Raw genomic sequence first — 19,282 nt, forward strand, 5'->3', positions numbered from 1 at the left:
CTGAACCACCTGAGGTCTCTTTTTGCCTATCTGCTCGCAGCAATCCTTACCGCCATGCAAATAACGAGGGGCAAGGCCGTCGGAAACCACCGCTCATACATAGCCGCTGCAGCCTGAATCACGTTGTTCAGAGTCGACTAATTTAGGTTAGCTCTGTACAGGTTTTGGTCTTGCTTTTGAATCGCCCCAGAAAGACCTTGTCTTCGAAAGCGCTTGCTGGAATCACAGCAAAACAAACTTCGTTTTTCAGATCAATCCGCGTGCTAAAAAATTGGAATATAAGTTGCCCACTCCATCACAAGATCTTCCACGTCTGATCTTTCTTACCCAGTTTTATGACCCCGAACCGGCTTATAAGGGACAAGCTTTCGCTGAAGCTGTCCAAGAACTTGGCTATGACGTTGAAGTTGTTACCGGCTTCCCTAACTATCCTGGCGGTAATGTCTATGAAGGGTATCGTATCCGGCCATGGCAACGCAGCACTGAAAATGGTCTGAAGATCACGCGGCTTGCGATATACCCTAGCCACAGCAGCAGTAAGTTTGGGAGGATTGCCAATTATCTAAGTTTTTTCGTGAGCGCGTTTTTTTACCTATGTTTTGCGGCCCGAGGGGCAAGCCTAGTATATGTTTATAACCCGCCCCTGACTGTGGGCCTAGCGGCCGCGGCTTCTCGAGTGGTGCATCGTTGCCCCGTAATCGTGGATGTACATGATTTGTGGCCAGAGACTCTACCGGCAACCGGAATGATCTCGAACCCCAGAATATTGCGCTGGATCGACCGTGCCGCATCGTGGATGTATCGAAAAGTTCAGTTTATCATCCTGCATACAAATGGGTTTCGCGAAACATTACTGAGTAAAGGTGTGCCCGCTGACAAGATGCACTCGGTAATCGGTTGGACCAGCGAATATTCGCTGCCCAAGACCCGTCCCGATGGCTTGGAAAGGCTAGAGGCAATGCCTGGCCTAAAGCTTCTTTACGCTGGCAACATGGGCCCAGCACAAGCGCTCGACGCAGTACTAGATGCAGCCGCGTTGTTGCAACAATCTGGAGAGGTAAAGCTAGCGAGTTTCTGCTTCATGGGCGGAGGTATCAGCCGGGAAAAGCTTGAGAGTAGGGCAGCTGAGTTGAGCCTCAATAATGTAATATTCCTTCCTCGCGTCGAACCCGACAAAGTAGGCGCTTATTTGGAAGCAGCGGACGCTTTGCTAGTCCACCTGCGCGCAGATCCGCTTTTTCAAATTACACTTCCGTCAAAGACGCAGGCCTATATGTATGCTGGCAAGCCCATCCTTATGGCTGTAAAAGGTGAGGCCAGTAGCTTGATCGAAACGGCAAAGGCGGGAGCCGTCGCTACCCCTGAAAACCCCCAAAGCCTTGCCGATGCAGTTAGGGCCCTAGCTGATTTGCCTTCGTCAGAAAGATGCAGAATGGGACAAAGCGGTCGTGAATATTACATGCGTGAGCTTTCAATGGACAAAGGAATGAAGCAGTTTGCAGAAATTTTTTCTCACGTTCGCGCGCAAAAGTGACTTTTGGTTGCTACAGGGTATCTCATGAAACGAATGCTTGACTTACTGGGAAGCAGTGTGGGTTTGATACTTTTTTCGCCAATTCTGATTGCCGTATCCTTGCTGATATGGCGACAAATGGGTAGACCAATAACTTTCCGGCAAGTTCGTCCTGGTCTAGACGGTCAGGGATTTCAGATGATCAAGTTTCGAACGATGAGAGACGCGCTAAACGAGAACGGCTACCCTCTTCCCGATTCAGAGCGCCTGACGAATTTTGGCCGCTTCCTGCGCTCCAGCTCGCTCGATGAACTGCCAGAACTTTGGAACGTACTCAAAGGTGACATGAGCCTCGTCGGTCCGCGCCCGCTTCTGATGGAGTATTTGCCACTCTACTCTCCCGAGCAGGCTCGCCGCCACGAGGTTCGCCCAGGTGTCACTGGCTGGGCACAGATCAACGGGCGCAACTCAGTTTCTTGGAATGAAAAATTCGAACTAGACGTGTGGTATGTCGAGAATCGCAACTTCCGACTGGATCTAAAGATTATCTGGCTGACCATACGCAAAGTCTTGAAACGGGATGGCATCTCAGCAGCAGGAGAAGCGACAATGCCGAAATTCAAGGGAAACAGACCTTGAGCAATTTGATCGGCGTCTATGGTGCATCGGGGTGCGGAAGGGGAATTATGCCCCTCTTGCGTATGCAACACCCAGCCTCCGAACTTGTATTTATCGACGATGGTGAGCCCTCAAGGCATGTGAACGGCCAAGAGGTCGTCAACTGGACAGAATTTTCTGGTCGTCATAGCAAAGATAAGGCGGTTAGCATTGCGATTGCCGCCTCGCAAACCCGCGAAGCGCTTGCAAAAAAATGTGAGGCTGCGGGAATTTCTCTTATCGAGGCCCGCGCTGCCTCCGTTGTGCAAATGGATGATGTTGTTATCAAGGACGGCGCATGCCTATCGCCCTTTGTGACCCTTACCTCGAACATTCGCATTGGCCGCTGTTTTCATGCAAATCTCTATTCTTATGTCGAACATGATTGCATCATTGGTGATTTCGTCACCTTCGGTCCTGCAGCCAAGGTGAATGGCAACGTAACTATTGGCGATCACGCCTATATCGGTTCTGGCGCTGTCATTCGCCAAGGCGTTCAGATCGGTGCCTATGCCACAGTTGGCATGGGCGCTGTCGTTACCCGAGATGTAGCCCCCGGAACAACCGTCGTCGGCAACCCAGCCAAACCCATGATCAAGGACTGACCCATGCGCATTTTCCTCTCCCGCCCTCATATGTCCGGTCATGAAGAGCAGCGGGTCGCAGAAGCATTCGCCTCGAATTTTGTCGCACCGCTCGGTCCGCAACTAGACGCGTTTGAGGCCAAAGTCACAGAATACCTCTGCGCAGACGTCCATTGCGTTGGCCTGTCGTCTGGTTCTGCCGCTCTGCATCTGGCCTTGCGCATTGCAGGCGTAGGGAGAGGCGACGAGGTCTGGATTTCCTCAATGACCTTCGCCGGTGGGATTTTTCCCGTAAACTACCTCGGTGCCAATCCTCGCTTTTTCGACCTTTCACCAGAAAGCTGGACAATCGATACCGACCTTCTGGCCGACGAGCTGGCCAAGGCTGCCAAGGAAAACCGTCTGCCCAAAGCGATTGTGCCGACCGATCTTTACGGGCAATCTGTAGCCCTTGATACCTTGGAAGCTTTGGCCGCCCAGTATGACATTCGTCTCATTCTCGACAGCGCCGAAAGCCTTGGTGCAAGCTATACCGGCGGTCGCAAGGCCGGCAGTGGCGGAGACGCCGCGATCTTGTCCTTCAACGGCAACAAGATCATCACCACGTCAGGCGGCGGTATGCTGGTCACGCGGCACAAAGCTTGGGCAGATGAAGCCCGATTCTTGGCCACGCAAGCTCGCGACCCTGCCCCGCATTATGAGCATTCGACTTTCGGCTACAACTACCGGCTATCCAACATCTGTGCGGCTATCGGCCTTGGCCAGATGGAGGTTCTTGATGACCGCGTCGCACGCCGCCGGGAGATATTCTCTCGCTACAAATCAGCGATTGAGCGGCCTGGCATTTCGTTCATGCCGGAACCCGAAGGCCAGTATTCAACGCGCTGGCTCACTGCGCTGACCATTGATCCAAATGAAGCTGGCCGCACGCGTGAGGACATTCGTTTGATGCTGCTGGAACACGAGATCGAGTCGCGGCCTCTTTGGAAGCCTATGCACATGCAGCCGCTTTACACAGGTTCAGATTACCACGGGAGCGGTGTCGACGAGGCCCTCTTCGCCAATGGTCTTTGCCTCCCGTCAGGAAGCGATATGAGTAACGAACAGCAATATGAAGTGATTGGACATATCAAGGAACTGTTGGCGTAAAGCACTTGCGTAATTGTTCCAAAGACGTTTGCATTGACTGACTTGCGATCCTTCTAAGTGAGCCAACGCAAACTCTCAACTTACCAGGCTACCCGCTTCCTGCACATGATACCCCTCGACCCGCGCAGCAATCAGCCTGCGCAGCCGCACCTTGTCCGCGTCCAAAATCGACCCCTGCAACTCGCGCAGCATCGACGCGACCTCGATCTGGCTCAGCATACCCTCCTGCGCGCGCAGGATCTTGGCGTGGGGCGTCGGGAGCAGGCTGTCGTCGTCGATCAGCAACTCTTCGTACAGCTTCTCACCGGGGCGCAAGCCGGTCACCTTGACCTCGATGTCGCCGATCCCGGTCTTGGGATCTTTGACCTTGCGCCCTGACAGCGTGATCATCCGATGCGCGATGTCGATGATCTTCTGCGGCTCGCCCATGTCGAGAACGAAGACATCGCTGCCTTTCGCATAGGCACCGGCCAGAAGCACCAGCCGTGCCGCCTCGGGGATGGTCATGAAGAAGCGCGTCACATCCTTGTGGGTCACGGTCACAGGTCCGCCACGTGCGATCTGCCTCTGGAACAGGGGCAAAACGGACCCGGACGATCCCAGTACGTTCCCGAACCGGACCATCGCAAACTTGGTCGTTCTGTGGCGCGTCTGCATGTCCTGAACGACCAGTTCAGCCATCCGCTTGGTCGCACCCATGATGTTGGTCGGTCGCACGGCCTTGTCGGTCGAGACCAGGATGAACCGCTCCAGCTTCGCCTCGGCCGCACATTCGGCGACGACTTGCGTGCCAAGCACGTTATTCCGCGCGCCTTCCAGCTCATTCTCTTCGACCAGCGGCACGTGTTTATAGGCCGCCGCGTGGAGGATGATCTCGACCCCCTCCTCCGCGATCACACCGGCGACACGCGCCTTGTTGGTCACCGACCCAAGCCGCGCAACGACCGGGATACCCGTCGCCTTGGCCTCTGCCTGAAGCTCTTGATCGATCGTATAGAGCTGAAACTCACCCTGCTCGAACAGAATGATCCGCGCCGGGTGACAGTTCATCAACTGGCGGCAGAGCTCGGATCCGATCGACCCCCCTGCCCCGGTCACCATCACCACGCGCCCGGCATAGGCCTTTGCGATCTCGGGGATATCAAGGTCGACCTTGTCACGCCCGAGCAGCTGATCCGGTGCCACCGTGCGCAGGCTTTGCACCAGCCCCTTGCCCGACATCAGATCGACGTAAGACGGCAGCACCTGCACCTCGACACCATGCACATTCAGCTTGCCGATCAGTTCATCCCGACGGTCCTTTGCCATGGAGGGCACGGCCAGCAGGATCTGCTCAATCCCGCGCGCCTGGATCAGCCTCGACAGTTTACCGGAGCCATGCACCGGCAGGCCCGCAACCATCAGGCCGTGCAGGTTGGGGTTATCGTCGATAAAGAACATCGGCCGGGCCTCGCGCGCCTGACGCAGCGCCGCGGCAAGCTGGATGCCCGCAGCCCCTGCCCCATAAATCGCCACTGGCTTGCGATCACCCCCACGCTCGGACAGCCAGCGCATCAGCGACAGACCCACGAGACGCACCGCAACAGCGAACAGACAGAAGAACAACCCCAGCAGCAGCGGCACGGATCGCGGCGCTGACAGGTCCAGCATATAGCTCAACGCCATGGCGCTCAGCGCCAGCAGCACAGCGGCAACACCGATATTGGACATGGAATGGGTGTCAAAAGCGTTAAGCTTGATGCGGTGCAGCCCCAAGGCCCAGGTGATGCCGATGCCAAAGACCGTCATCGCCCCGAACAGCGCCCAGCTTGAGGACATAAAATCCAGGGGTGCTGCGGTGCCATACCGCAGCGCGAAGGCACAATAGAGACTGAGCGGCACCAAAAGGCTGTCCACCGCCATGAAAATAAGTCGTTTGGTCGACCGTGGAAGGTCGTGGATGCTTTGAATGTTCATAATGCGCACATTTATATTAGTTCGAAATAATCTAATTGAATAAGGGCCGTAGATCAAACAGCGCCCTTTCGGAGAAACTCTTTCTTTGGGCGGTTAGCTGCCGCCGCCTGCGCCAAATCCCGAAATCAAAAAGGCCAGGCAGCATCTAGCACTCCTTCTCCACACCCACGCTATATAGAGCAGAAGTGTGAAAGAAAATACGCTGCAGCGCAGAAAGGTTTCTGCGCATCAAACCGGCAGGAAGCTGCCACGATGAAGGGGCATTCACGCCGAAATGTGCCGTTTCATGATATCGGGCCTACAAGAACGATTCTCTGAGACCTCTGACCTTCCCGATCCAACAAAACCCTTGCGCGACTCTTAACCTTTCGGCAATAGTCACGGAAAGAAGGCGATTAACGCCATGTTCCGTGAACACGGGACGAGGATCGAGGGCAGATGAGCAACCCGCAAGATATCGAAGACCTGAATGCCGTCATCCGTCAACATGCGGAATGGCTGTCTTCGCAACTGCACTCCCAACGTGAGAACCTGTTCCCGCCGAATGCCCAGAAGCAGATGCGCACCTTCACCTCGGGCGAAGCGGCTGGCCTGCTTGGCGTGAATGACAGCTATCTGCGCAAACTGCATCTTGAAGGACGCGGCCCCTCCCCTGCACTGACCTCGGGCAATCGCCGACATTATTCAGTGCAGGACATCCATGATCTGCGAGTTTTGCTTGAGAAAACAGCGCGTAAGCCCGGTGACTACCTGCCGGTACGCCGTGAGGGTGACCATCTTCAGGTTATTGGCGTGATGAACTTCAAGGGCGGTTCCGGAAAGACGACCACCTCTGCCCATCTTGCCCAACGGCTTGCGCTCACTGGATACCGCGTGCTGGCGATCGACCTTGACCCACAGGCCTCGCTGACAGCCCTTCATGGCGTCCAGCCGGAGTTTGATTTGCGCGATGGTGGCACGCTTTACGATGCGATCCGCTACGATGAACCAGTGCCGATCGCCGATGTCATCCGCAAGACCTACATCCCTAATCTAGATCTGATTCCCGGCAATCTTGAGCTGATGGAGTTTGAACACGAAACCCCGCGCGCGCTGTCTCAAGGCAAGGCCGGCCTGTTCTTTTTCCGCGTGAAAGAAGCTCTCATGCAGGTGGACCAGGATTATGACGTCGTCGTAATCGACTGCCCGCCTCAGCTTGGATTTCTGACGATGTCGGCGCTGTCCGCCGCCACCGGCGTGCTGGTTACGATCCACCCCGAAATGCTCGACGTAATGTCGATGTCGCAATTCCTGCGCATGACCGCCGACCTGATGGATGTGATCGCGGAATCCGGGGCCGATATGAGCCATGACTGGATGCGCTATCTTCTGACGCGTTATGAGCCCGCAGACGCACCGCAAAACCGCATCGTGGCGTTCCTGCGTACCATGTATGGCGACAAAGTCCTGAACGCACCCTTGCTGAAATCCACCGCAATCTCGGATGCCGGCCTCACAAAACAGACCCTGTACGAGGTTGAACGCAGCGCCTTCACCCGCACGACCTATGACCGTGCCGTCGAAAGCCTTAACGCGGTGAATGACGAAATCTCAAGCCTGATCCAACACACATGGGGCAGATCATGACGACCAAAAAGACACGTATGTCGATGCTTGACGGGTTGGCCTCACCGGCTCAATCCACAACCCCTACCCCTGATACACCGATGATGTCGACGAACCGTGCTTTGCGGTCGGCACGCGATGCTGTGGACTCCCATCAGGTCTGGGAACTCGACCCCGACTCTATCGAAGATGGGCGGATCGCGGACCGGCTTGACCCTGATGATGTGGTCGATCTGCGCCACTCAATCGAAGCAAATGGCCAGACAGTACCTATTCTGGTGCGGCGTCACCCCAGCGTCCCCGACCGTTATCTTTTGGTCTATGGCCACCGCCGCCTGCAAGCGATCCGCGATTCATACAGGGTCAAGACCGTTCGCGCTCTGATTGCCAATCTCGACGAAGATGCCGCCGTCCGCGCCCAGATCTCGGAGAACACGGCCCGACGCGATTTATCTTTCATTGAACGCGCCCTCTTTGCACAAGACTTGGTTCAGAGTGGCTTTGGGAACCAGATGCAGGTAGCCGAAGTCTTGAACGTAACCAGATCCTCCATTTCGATGGCAATCACTATCGCCGAGCAGATCGGCCGCGATTTGATCCGGACTATCGGGGCGGCACATGGCATCGGGCGACCTAGGTGGGAGGCGTTAGGCAAGGCCATCGAAACCCACCATATGGACCGCGACCAGCTGATCAAGATTGCGGGAGCCATACGTAACGAGGCCACGGTAGCATGTGTGGTGGAAGGCGTTCGGTTTGACCCAAACGAACTGTCCGTCCAGATATTCGATGCCGTGATGGCCACAACAGACGTACCGCAAAATTCGCCGAAGCCCGCAAAGACTCCCCGTGCCGTGAACCGCAAACAGAGCGCGGATTTGACTGTGAATGGCAAGACAGCGGGCAAGATTGTGCGCTCGCCCAAAGGCGTCTCGCTGGATCTGGAAAAGGGCCCATTTGCCGATTGGATCGAAGCGCAAAGCCAGGATCTGATCGAAGAACTTCACGCACGCTGGCTTCAGCGCCGCGAAGACTGAGGAAGAGAGCAACAATGAAAAGGAGGCACGCAAAAGACTAAAAGAAAAGGTCCCGCAAAGACGACGCTCCACGAGACCCTGACTTGTTTCTAGCACCTTCAAGCTAGTGGTCGGAGCATAAATTCGCAAGTCTTAAGTGATTCGCGGACCGCTATTTTTTGTCTTCGTGTACATTAAAATGGAATACACCCCCGTATCGTCGTTCCGGCGACCTATTAGTCTTGTCGAACTGAAAAATCACGCCGACACAATGCGCGCCGATATCGCGCCCATCAGCAAGTGGGATGCCCTGCGTCGTCTAGCCACCGCCCGCCAGCATTTCGGCTTGTCCGACCGCGACCTGACCGTGCTGCAAACCCTGCTCGGATTTCATCCTGAAACCGAGATTGGCGGCGACAGTCTTGCTATCGTCTACCCTTCGAACAAGACGATTTGCGAACGCCTCAACGGCATGCCCTGCTCTACCATGCGCCGCCACATCGCGCGCCTTGTCGACACGGGCGTAATCCTGCGCCGCGACAGCCCCAACGGCAAACGCTACGTCCGGCGCGGCGCTGGCCCGAAACTCGCCTTCGGTTTCGACCTGACGCCCCTTGCGGCCCGCTTCGCCGAATTCACCAAGATCGCAACTGAGGTGGAAGCGACCGAAGCCCGCCGCAAACGTCTGCGCGACACCGTGAGCCTCATGCGCCGCGATCTCGCGGGCTATATCGACTATGGCATCAGCATCGACCCTAACCTGCCCGTTTGGGACCGTCTCGATGACCTCGCTCGCCTGACCGCCCGCGACCTGCGCAGGAAGCTTAATCTGGAAGACCTGGACCACCTTCAAGCCAAACTCCACACCGCTTTGGAGGAGGCCGTTCTCCACATTAACGCGCCTTTTGCAAAGGGAATGAGCACCAGCAACGCTGAATATGAGCAGCACCATCAGAATTCAGATAAAGAATGTTTTGATGAAAAAGAAATGGAGGTTGTGGAAGAACCCACATCCTTGGAAGCAACCAAACACCAGCCACCTCCCCTGCGGCAGGTGTTGAGCAATTGCGCAGAGATACAGACCTATTCTGGCGATGGCGTTCGAAACTGGAACGATCTGATCAGGCTTGCAGACACTGTAAGCCCCATGATGGGCATTGAGCCAAAGGTATGGACTGCCGTGAAATCCCAAATGGGCCAGTGCCAGGCAGCAACGGTTCTCGCAGCGATGCTGGAACGTTTCGCCATGATCAAAAGCCCCTCAGCCTATTTGCGCGTCTTGGGAAAAAAAGCTGAAGTCGGCGTTTTCTCCAGCGCAGGCATGATCCGTGCATTGAACCGCGCAAAATCAACAACCTGGGCCGAACTCTGTGATGGCACTGAAGGAGTGCTCAGATGCTAACCCTCACAGCCGCAAGGCCCCCGCGGTGCGCGGCATGATACCCTTAACATCAAATACCACGGCGTTTTCCTTGGCATAGCTTTCGATGATATCGTCATCCAGAAACGCCTCATGCGCCACGGCCACAATGATGGAATCGTACCCTTTGGTTTCAGGCTTCTGGGTCATCTCCAACCCGTATTCCCGCTGTGCTTCGGCGCTATCCACCCAAGGATCATAGATATCGACATCAATTCCATAGGTCCGCAACTCATGAATAATATCAATCACACGCGTGTTGCGCAGATCGGGGCAATTCTCCTTGAAGGTCAGCCCCATCACCAGCGTACGGGCCCCTTTCACCGGGATATCGCGTGAAATCATCTCGCGAACAGTGCGCCCAACCACATAGCAGCCCATGCCGTCGTTGATCCGGCGACCGGCTAGTACGACTTCAGGATGGTAGCCGACAGATTGCGCCTTTTGCGTCAGATAGTAAGGATCAACGCCGATGCAGTGACCGCCCACCAGACCGGGCCGAAACGGCAGGAAGTTCCACTTGGTTCCCGCAGCGTCGAGAACATCTTGAGTGTCGATGCCAAGTTTGTTGAAGATCAATGCCAGTTCATTCACCAAAGCGATATTGACGTCCCGCTGCGTATTCTCGATCACCTTGGCGGCTTCAGCCACACGGATCGAAGGGGCCTTGTGGGTTCCCGCCGTGATGATCGACGCATAAAGCGCATCGACCTTATCCGCGATCTCTGGGGTCGATCCTGACGTGACCTTGACGATATTCGGCAACCGATGTGTCTTATCCGCCGGGTTGATCCGTTCGGGCGAATATCCGGCGAAGAAATCCTGATTGAACAGCAGTCCTGAAGCCCTCTCAAGGACCGGGACGCAATCTTCTTCGGTTGCCCCCGGATAGACGGTGGATTCGTAGATCACAATATCACCGCGTTTCAGAACTTTACCAATTGTCTCAGACGCTTTGAGCAAGGGGGTCAGATCAGGGCGCTTGTGCTCGTCTATCGGCGTGGGGACCGTCACAATGAAAATGGTACAATCAGCCAGATCGTTCAGACCATCAGTAAAGGACAGGTGCTTCGCCTCCCTCAGCTCCGCGGCATCAACCTCGAGCGTGTTGTCCTCGCCCGCGCGCAACGCGTCAATACGCGCGGCGTTGATGTCAAAGCCCACAACCTTGCGCTGCTTGCCAAATTCCACGGCCAGCGGCAGGCCAACATAGCCCAAGCCGATCACGGCGATGGGGGCATCATTCGGGGTCGGCATCGCAAATTCCTTGTTCTAAATCTACTTGTCGTAATAGTCCCGGAACCAAGCGACAAACTCCCGAATGCCATCCTTGATATCCGTCTTTGGTTTATAGCCTGTAAGGCTTTGCAGGAGTTCCGCATTGGCCCAGGTCGCAGGCACATCACCCATCTGCATCGGCATATAGTTACGGATCGCCTTCTGACCAAGCTCGTCTTCGATCGCTTCAATGAAATCGAGCAGGCGCACCTTGTCGGAGTTTCCAATGTTGACGATCCGGTAAGGAGCGACGGGTGAAAGGCTATCGCCTTCCGGCACTTCGCGATTCTCGGGCCGGACGGGCGGAGTGGCGATCAACAGTTGGATGCCCCGAACTAGGTCGGTCACATAGGTGAAGTCGCGATACATGTCGCCGTGGTTGTAAATATCAATCGGCCGCCCATCGAGGATCGCATCAACGAACTTGAACAAGGCAAGATCAGGCCGTCCGTAGGGGCCATAAACCGTGAAGAACCGAAACATCGTTGTCGGTAGATCCCACAAATGCGCATAAGAATGCGCCATGCTCTCATTCGCTTTCTTCGTCGCAGCATAGAAGGTGAGGGCGGTGTCAGCCTTCTCCGTTTCGATGAACGGCATCTCTTCATTCGCCCCGTAAACCGACGATGTCGAGGCCATCAGCAGATGCTCGACCTTCAGCCTGCGGGCCGCCTCCATCACGTTGAAGGTGCCGATGATATTGCTGTCGAGATAGGCGCGAGGGTTCTCCAGCGAGTACCGAACGCCCGCTTGCGCTGCGAGATGAACGATCACGTCCGGGGCAAACTCCTCGGTGACCTTGGTAATCAGGGCATCGTCCTCGAGCATTCCTTCTGTCATCGAGAAATGGGGATTTTGCAGCAGCATCTGATGTCGACGTTGTTTCAGGGTGACGTCATAGTAATCGGTCATCCCGTCAAAGCCATGGACGCGAAACCCTTCCGCAAGCAGAAGCTGCGCGAGATGGAAACCGATGAAACCAGCGGTGCCGGTAATGAAGACTTTTCTCATGGGAGGAGTTCCTGACTTGGGCCTTTGGGTGTTGGAGTAGTTTAGAACAAGCCACTACAAAAGGGACTGTTGTTTAGCACTTGGTGCAGAGTTCACAGCTGTGAACTCTGAGGTCGGCGGCATAGGAGGTGAGGGTGGGGCAAACCCTTTTGAATGCTGCAAGGGGGTGTTTTCGGTTGGGAGGCAAGCGCGTAGGGCAGGCTGCTAGGTAGAATCTGAAACCTTCTGTGATCTGGACGCCCCGCCTGTTTACAGAAAGTTCACAGCTGTGAACTTTTTATAATGCTCGTAGATCAGAGCCATTTTGACCTCGTGCAACCGATCTACGTAAGTTAGCGACAGGTATCTACTGTGCGTGCTGCGCGAAGAAAATTTGACCGCGAGCAATGCTGTCCGAGACGCCAAGGATCAATACCTCTCAACGTAGACCATAGCGCAAGCCTTCGATGCGAAACGTCATATAGGAAAATCCATAGCACTACCAACCTTCATGCTCCGATCGCCCAGGCTCCACCCATCCCGCTTAACAGATCCTTTGTCGCCGGCATGCGCTCAAGGCTCGACGCGATCCGGCTGCGCCATCGGGGGCCCTGCGCCAGCGCGTGCTCCAAGGCTTCGGCAAGGTCGTCAGGCCGGTCTTGTGCAAGGATGCGAATGAGAAACTCCGCCTGTGCCCGGTCCTTGCGCGCCTTTGCCTCCTCCGGGCCGCCCCGCCGTCTGCTGGCCACGATCAGCTTGTGAATCGCAAAGCGCTCGGGGCGCGGGATCTGTACAAGGACGCCGGAGCGATAGAGTGCGAGCGCGTGTATCGGATCCCCAATCAGAAAATTAAGATACTTCAGCGCCTGTGCGCTCACCCCCAGTGCCGGCAGCGGCTTGACGACTTCCTCCCCGAAAGCCGGCGTCAGGAACTCAACCATGGCCTCTCCCCCGCTTTGACGCCATTTCCAGATTTGCCGGTCAAACACCCCCGGGACAGCCTCGAATTTCATCAGCCGGAGAATATCGCCGGGTTCTTCCTCGACCCGATCGCCAAGCGCCACCGAGAGCCGCTCGAAGCTTGCGAAATCAATATCCCCCGTCTGCGCAAGCTCATCGGAGTCGAAACGGACCCCAAGTTCCCCTTGATAAAGCCCGTAGGCCCCGGTTCCGATCAACGTCCCGCCCAGCCGGAAGACGCTAGCACGTGCGAAGGCCAGAAGCAGCGAGCCAGTTTCCCGGTCGGTTCCAATCATCCCTTCGGACCTCAAAACCCGCGCCAGACGGGACATGCGTTTCTTTCGCTCCTGTCCCTGCGCCTTGAGATCGGCCGCACGCGCCAGGCAATCGCGCAAGTCCGGGCTGTCCTCCCCAAGATAGCGGCTTTTCATCTCAGTCCCGATCCTGAACCGGTCATAGAGATAGGTGCGCCCATTGCGCTGCCGCTCTTCGATGCTGCCCACAATTTCCGATGCCGCCTCGTCCAGGTGCATGCGCAGCAAGTCCTGATAAGCGGCCTGAGCCGCGCGGGAATGCGATACTGGGTCCATGTGATGCCTACGTGCTTTTGGTGTGTATCAAATATAAGATTGATACACATAGCTGCTGTACGCATCAAACTATTTTTTGATACACACAGTCTCGAATATCTCCGTCAGGCTGACCGTTGGGGGAGGGACCAAATGACCGCTCAGCTCCATTAAAGGCGGCAAGCACTGTGAGGATTTCCGGTGGGCTTCAGGCGCGTGCTTTCAGCCCGGCGTCATACAGTTGTTCCGCGTCCGAAAGGTCGCGCAGGCTCTCCATCCCGAAGGCCGCGAGGAACTGATCTGTGGTGACGAAGGTATAGGGTGCGCCGCGTTGTGGGGACCGCGGTCCGGTCCCGATCAGGTCAAGCGCGTTCAGTCGCCCGATCAGATCTCGGCTGATCTCCTTGCCAAATATGTCCTTTAGCCCCTCGCGAGTGATCGGCTGGTGGTAGGCGATCGCGGCCAGCACCGCGATGTCGAATTCATTCAGATCCTGTATCTGATTCCCGACATCGGCCGCCGCGCGGATCGCGGGGGCGTAGGCGGGTCGCGTCCGGAACATCCATCCACCAGCAACTTGCGCGATCTCGAAAGCCCGCCCTTCCAAGTCGGCGGCAAGGTCTTCGATCAACAGATCTACCGACGCACCCTGTCCCACCACCCGCGCCAGATCCTCGCGCGGGACAGGCGAGGCAGAGGCAAAAAGCACCGACTCAATCCTTCGCATCCATTCGCGCCAACGAAGGTCAGCCGGTAGGTCGGCCAATTCGCGGTCAAGCGCGGGTAGGGGGCGGTTCTTGGCCATCACTCACACTCCGTAGAGGCGAAACGTGCTGCGCCCGGTCAACTCGCGCACAGCGCCCAAATCGACCAATCGATCGCACAGCCTGCGCGCGGCACGGTCGGGCAGGGGCAGCGCGCCAGGTGCCACCGCATCGCGGGTCAGGAACATCTCAACTGCATCCTTCGCCCCCTTGGCCCGCAGCTTGGGCGCGACGGCTTTCAGATGCGCGGCCCGGCGCGCGAGGTCAGCGGCCAGACGCACGGCCTCAATCGACGATGAGACAAGCGCCCGATGACAAGCCAGACGAAGGTCGTCGCCTCGCTTGCGCAGGTCTGCGCGTTTCAGCCCCGCAGCCAGCAGTGGCACAAGATGATCCCAGCCAAGTGCCTGAGCGAGCGCCGCGTCCGCCAAGACAAGCGCCAACACTTCGGTACGTGGCGCGTCTTTTAGCACCGCCTCCAGCACCATCGCGGCACGGGTCACCGGTGCCCCTTGTCCCGCATCAAGCCACGCAGCGATCTGGCTCGTCTCGAACGTCGGCAAGGCTCGGCCCAAATCCTTGATCAACACCGGTCGCTCCACCGCGCGCCGCCAGGCCAGACAGGTTTCTCCCGCGGGTCCCGGCAAATCGGCGGGCCGCAAGAGATGGACTGCATCGCGCAACTCCCCAGCCCGCTCGGGTCGGCCAGAAAACGCGACACAGGCCTCGGCAGCGCGCAGCGCCAGCCGATCCCGCAACAAGGATTGGGGCACCTCGTCGTGCGCCACCACAACATGCAGGTGGTTCAGCGCCGCGCCCGACAAAAACGCAACATCTTCAAGGGTTTCGGCACGCGAGGAGGTTACCCAAGCGGGCATCCGGCTTAGCCTGGCAAAGTCGATGGAGTGATCCAGTTGGACAGATGTCATGTCTGAAGCCTATATCATCACGGCGCTTTCTTCCAGAAAATAGCGCACTAACCGCCTCGGCTTGCTGATCCTATTCATGTCCAATAAGTTTGCATTATCGGACGTAAAAAGATATGCTGAAAATCAATTTAATTTCATCACTGGATTCACTTGTCGGAAAGCCGGAATTCATGAGATTCAAGCACTTCCCTGAATAACCGACTGGGGTTCATGAGATTCTGTACCGGTATTTATGAGACTGGGCGGCCCGGAGTTTGTGAGACTGCCGCCGCCGCGTGGTCTTCTCGGCGATCTCACGCTCTCTCTCGTCGCGCTGAGCCCGCCAGAACCGGGCAGAGATTTGTCGTCGCAGCGAGAGAGGCCATGACCTAAGCACATCCTGCACCCGGCCCTGCCCATCCACATCGCATGCGAGCAGCACGTCGATCGCTCGGTTGACTGGATCCTCGACGATCCGACCGATGCCTACCGTCAACGCGAAAGCCTGCAAAAGCGTGCCCTGTGCCAGGCTGTGCAAGCCGGCGCGCACCGGTTTGGTCAGAACCAGGGCCACTCGGTCGTATTCCGGGACAATGACCGTCAGCGCCTGCCGGATGATCGGCGTGGTCAAGAATTCGTAGTAGTCACGCCGTGCCCCCAATGACATGCGCGGTTGCTCCGAGACATTTGGTGGCGACGCCCGGCGATGCCGCGCCGTCAGAAATGCGAGCATTTCATCTGGACCCAAAGCCCTCTGCTCTTCTCCTCGTGCCCAAGCATCCAAAACAGCGGCACCTACGTCGGCGCACGTTTTGAGTTCGGTAAAGCGACCCGCACCCAGCATGTTGGACAGAGTTGCGCCGGTGGCATCGTGCAGTTCCGCGCCATGGATCGGACAGCGAAACCTCCAGGGCAACGCCGTCGACTTCCGGTGCACATCGCTCGGACAGAGTGGGCAGTGATGCTGGTTCTTCCGCGCAATCATCATGCGCGCCGCAGGCACCATATCCCGGAATGTCATGGCTTGCGCAGTCTCGGCCGAAAGCCCGGTTCTGGCCGCAATCAAAGCCCCCTCCCCTGCCGAAAGACGCCATTCCAAATCGTACATGTCGCGACCGGACAAGCCAAGCTCGGCGACAAACTCCGGCACTGTCAACGCATAGAATGTCGCCATTCTTAGGAACCACGACGAAAGCCGCTCGTCGATTTCAGGTGGGAAGACAACCGGCAGGCGGCCCTGCCTCGTCACACAGGTTCACCCAACACCGCCTGCAACCTGCCGGCGCTGGAAACATCGCCCGGTACAATCCGTTCCTCACCACTTTCAATAGCAGCGATCGCCAGTTGTGACATCACCGAGAAGATGCCAGAGGTGATGCCGCCGGTGACACTCAGAATGCGCGCAAGCATCCTCTCATCGATTTGGCTTTCGCGCCGCAGCGGCAAGGTCCGTTGAAGCGTACTGATCAACCCGATGACATCCTCCCCGTCCCGCCAAGGCGGCAAAGCGAAAGCCTCAAAGCGGCGGACAAGTTGATTGTCGGTGCGCAGCGCGTTGCGCGCCTGCGCAGTGCCGACGCAGACCAGTGGCACGCGTAACTCGTTGCCCAGAAAGCGCAGCATGTTCAGAAACCGCGCCTGCTCGCGGATCGTGCCCGCCTGCAGGCTATGGATTTCATCGATCACCAGCATGCCGGGGCGCAGTTCAGACAGAAGCCGCAGGGCTAGGCTTTCGAGCACAGCGAGCGTCGCGCGTGGCGGCTCAGGAGCACCGATCGCCGCCAGAATCCGGCGGTAGAAACGGCTCTCGTCCGGTCCGGACACCATCTGCACCGCAACGACCGGCATATGCAGCCGCCCGGTGGTCTCATCAAAGCTGGCTGGGTGATCGCGGGTGAACTTTTCGATGATCATGGTCTTGCCCATGCCGCTCTCACCGACAATGAGCAGGTTCGGCATGCGGGCCCGTTCAGGGAACGACATCAGCGTTTCGAGTTTCACCAGAGCCGCTTCTGCCCGTGGATAGGATATCCAACGATCGGCGCGGATGCGGTGAATACGCTCTTCGGAACTGAGTGCAGCCAGTTGGCGGGCCGCAGGATAAAGATGGGGAAACTCAGTCATCATACCACTCCTCGACAGCGAAACCTGGATGATCCAGTAGCGCATTGCCTTTCTTTTCCGGTGCGGCCAGGGCTTCTGGTGCTTCTGAAACCGGCGTCACATCAATCATCGGAGCCTGTTCCAGATGTGAACGCCGCGCCTGATGGCGTCGCATCGCCTTGGTCTGCCGCTCAGCGCTGTCCACGAGGTCACGCTGGGCCAAAATGGTTGAGAAGATCAGCTCTTCATCCACCGCCCGACGTCCGGCTTCGCGCAAAGCCCTTCGCGCCGCCCGATGTTCCCAGAGCGTAATCGCTGGCCGTGTCAGATCGGCAGGCCGGGCCTCGATGATCCCATCCTCCGTCAGCACGAAGATCCGCGAGAGGTCGCGAGGGTCGTATTTGAGTATATATTTGCGGCTTTCGCGGCCCATCAACCAGCGCAACTCGTCCGACCAGTAGCGGATATGGAAGAGATGCAGCCCGTCGCGCTGCAGCACGCGTTGTTCAGACGGCAGGAAATCGACCAGAAACTGCCTTGGATCGGCGGGCATGCGCAGCGCAGCCTCATCGACCCCAGCCGCCCATACCGCGATCGGGGTTGTGTCGAGCGCCCGGTGTGCGCGCACGTGATAGGAGCCGGTGATTTCCAGCGCCAGCCAGACCTCCAGCTCCCTAAGCGTCATCACTGCCTCGGCTTCGGCATCAAGATCACCGCGCTCAAAGATGTTCGAAAAATGCGAGCCCGGCAGCAAATGCACAGCCCCCATCATCGTACCAATGAGCCGCTCAATGTGGCCGCCATAGCGTGGCGTGCCGGGCGGGCGATGCTGCAGATCAATCTGATACTCGGAACAGGCGATCTTGAAGGCGTGGGCATGGAATTCCGCGCCATTGTCCACATGAATCATTTTGGGAATGCCTCGCGCGGGCCACTCCGTGCCAATCCCGCGCGCCGCAAGCCAATGCGATTTGTCCATCACCGCATGGGTCAGACAAAGCGCCACAGCCAAAAGCGACGGCGGTTCCAACGACAGGTGAAACCCCAGAACCATGCGGGTATGCACATCGATCGCAACTGTCAGGGTGGGCCTGCCTAACGGACGGCGGGTCACGGGATCGACCACGGTGACATCAGCCTTGGTATGATCGATCTGAACGATATTCAGGGGATGCTCCGCTGTGAGGGTGCCGGGTGTAGCCAGGTGACGGCGTTCGGCTTTATCCTTGCCCTCCCTCTTGGCCATCAGCTTCGCTTGGTCGTGTCGCTCCAGCCAACGTCCCAGACGCCGGATGGAGGGTGGGGCCAGCCCTAGATCTTTGCAATCGGCAGCGACCTCGCCCCAAAACCGCGTTTTTGTAGGTTTGCGGCGGGTGGCGTAAAGGTCTTTGAACAGACGAGAGACGATGGCTTCCACATCAGGGTCAAGCGGCTGCATGCCGCGCCTCGGCCCACGCGGACTGGGTAACAAAGCCGACGTGCGACCATCCTCACGGAATTTCTTCAACCAGCGAAAGAGCGTCGCGCGGCTGACATCGAGCTGGCGAATAGCCTCTTCAACATCATCCTGGGTCAGTTGCTCTGGCAAGTCTGCAAGCACCTTGGCACGGTGCTCCGCCGCATTCCAATCCTTGTCAGCTGGGAAATTATCGGACATATCTTGATCAATGCGCGGCTGCGGGATAGTCTCATAAATATCGACTCCTTTTCCTCTACAGTATCAATTACCCCGACTCAATCTCAAAATGAAAAAACCACAAACCATTGAAAACACATGGCACCCAGTCTCAAAAACCTCGGCACAACGACA

Annotated in this window: 16 protein-coding genes; 7 read left to right on the forward strand and 9 right to left on the reverse strand. The window is 57.2% G+C overall.

The genetic code is table 11. The annotated features are described in order from the left end of the window. Positions 1-283 precede the first annotated feature (283 nt). From AC13DE_RS00525 to AC13DE_RS00540, 4 genes are read left to right on the forward strand one after another with little or no spacing between them, the layout of a single operon-like run. Positions 284-1,534 (forward strand): glycosyltransferase family 4 protein, encoded by a 1,251-nt coding sequence (locus AC13DE_RS00525; protein WP_483046674.1) that lies wholly within the window; start codon positions 284-286, stop codon positions 1,532-1,534. A 33-nt stretch (positions 1,535-1,567) separates the two neighbouring features. Further along, a complete protein-coding gene (locus AC13DE_RS00530; protein WP_483046688.1) occupies positions 1,568-2,152 on the forward strand; it encodes a sugar transferase in 585 nt (194 codons plus the stop codon). Between the two features lie 5 nt (positions 2,153-2,157). After that, positions 2,158-2,775, forward strand: a complete 618-nt coding sequence (locus AC13DE_RS00535; protein WP_483046675.1) for an acetyltransferase — start codon at positions 2,158-2,160, stop codon at positions 2,773-2,775. 3 nt (positions 2,776-2,778) lie between these two features. Next, positions 2,779-3,903, forward strand: coding sequence for a DegT/DnrJ/EryC1/StrS family aminotransferase (locus tag AC13DE_RS00540; RefSeq protein WP_483046676.1), 1,125 nt, complete (start codon positions 2,779-2,781; stop codon positions 3,901-3,903). 75 nt (positions 3,904-3,978) lie between these two features. Here the strand turns inward: AC13DE_RS00540 and AC13DE_RS00545 are convergent, their stop codons facing one another. Continuing rightward, positions 3,979-5,859 carry a polysaccharide biosynthesis protein gene (locus tag AC13DE_RS00545; RefSeq protein WP_483046677.1) on the reverse strand — a complete coding sequence of 627 codons (1,881 nt, stop codon included), beginning with the start codon at positions 5,857-5,859 and terminating at the stop codon, positions 3,979-3,981. 438 nt (positions 5,860-6,297) lie between these two features. Between AC13DE_RS00545 and repA the strand changes: the two genes are divergently transcribed. From repA to repC, 3 genes are all read left to right on the forward strand, one after another. Beyond that, entirely contained in the window at positions 6,298-7,485 is a 1,188-nt protein-coding gene (gene repA / locus AC13DE_RS00550) for a plasmid partitioning protein RepA (protein WP_483046678.1), read from the forward strand. After that, positions 7,482-8,501, forward strand: a complete 1,020-nt coding sequence (gene repB, locus AC13DE_RS00555) for a plasmid partitioning protein RepB (RefSeq protein WP_483046679.1) — start codon at positions 7,482-7,484, stop codon at positions 8,499-8,501. Before repA ends, repB begins: the two co-directional genes overlap by 4 nt. 178 nt (positions 8,502-8,679) lie before the next feature. Then, the gene (gene repC / locus AC13DE_RS00560; protein WP_483046680.1) at positions 8,680-9,882 is read left to right on the forward strand and encodes a plasmid replication protein RepC; all 1,203 of its coding nucleotides are present in this window, start codon (positions 8,680-8,682) and stop codon (positions 9,880-9,882) included. A 3-nt stretch (positions 9,883-9,885) separates the two neighbouring features. On the opposite strand, the gene tviB is transcribed toward repC, so the two are convergent. The 8 genes from tviB to AC13DE_RS00600 form a co-directional block, all read right to left on the reverse strand. Further along, positions 9,886-11,157 (reverse strand): Vi polysaccharide biosynthesis UDP-N-acetylglucosamine C-6 dehydrogenase TviB, encoded by a 1,272-nt coding sequence (tviB, locus tag AC13DE_RS00565; RefSeq protein ID WP_483046681.1) that lies wholly within the window; start codon positions 11,155-11,157, stop codon positions 9,886-9,888. 21 nt (positions 11,158-11,178) lie between these two features. Continuing rightward, positions 11,179-12,189: a GDP-mannose 4,6-dehydratase gene (locus AC13DE_RS00570; protein ID WP_483046682.1), complete on the reverse strand. Its 1,011-nt coding sequence runs from the start codon at positions 12,187-12,189 to the stop codon at positions 11,179-11,181. Positions 12,190-12,677: 488 nt separating this feature from the next. Beyond that, complete coding sequence (locus AC13DE_RS00575) at positions 12,678-13,718, reverse strand: nucleotidyltransferase family protein (protein ID WP_483046683.1); 1,041 nt, start codon at positions 13,716-13,718, stop codon at positions 12,678-12,680. A gap of 187 nt (positions 13,719-13,905) precedes the next feature. After that, positions 13,906-14,502, reverse strand: coding sequence for an SMC-Scp complex subunit ScpB (gene scpB / locus AC13DE_RS00580; protein WP_483046684.1), 597 nt, complete (start codon positions 14,500-14,502; stop codon positions 13,906-13,908). A 3-nt stretch (positions 14,503-14,505) separates the two neighbouring features. Continuing rightward, on the reverse strand, positions 14,506-15,390 hold the full coding sequence (locus tag AC13DE_RS00585; protein WP_483046685.1) for a DUF1403 family protein: 885 nt from the start codon (positions 15,388-15,390) through the stop codon (positions 14,506-14,508). Between the two features lie 208 nt (positions 15,391-15,598). Continuing rightward, complete coding sequence (locus tag AC13DE_RS00590) at positions 15,599-16,543, reverse strand: TniQ family protein (protein ID WP_446315845.1); 945 nt, start codon at positions 16,541-16,543, stop codon at positions 15,599-15,601. A gap of 71 nt (positions 16,544-16,614) precedes the next feature. Further along, positions 16,615-17,493, reverse strand: coding sequence for a TniB family NTP-binding protein (locus AC13DE_RS00595; RefSeq protein ID WP_483046686.1), 879 nt, complete (start codon positions 17,491-17,493; stop codon positions 16,615-16,617). Further along, the gene (locus AC13DE_RS00600; RefSeq protein ID WP_483046687.1) at positions 17,486-19,129 is read right to left on the reverse strand and encodes a transposase; all 1,644 of its coding nucleotides are present in this window, start codon (positions 19,127-19,129) and stop codon (positions 17,486-17,488) included. The genes AC13DE_RS00595 and AC13DE_RS00600 overlap by 8 nt, the downstream gene beginning before the upstream one ends. Between the last annotated feature and the right edge of the window lie 153 nt (positions 19,130-19,282).

The sequence above is a fragment of the Sulfitobacter sp. L-8 genome, assembly GCF_056859255.1.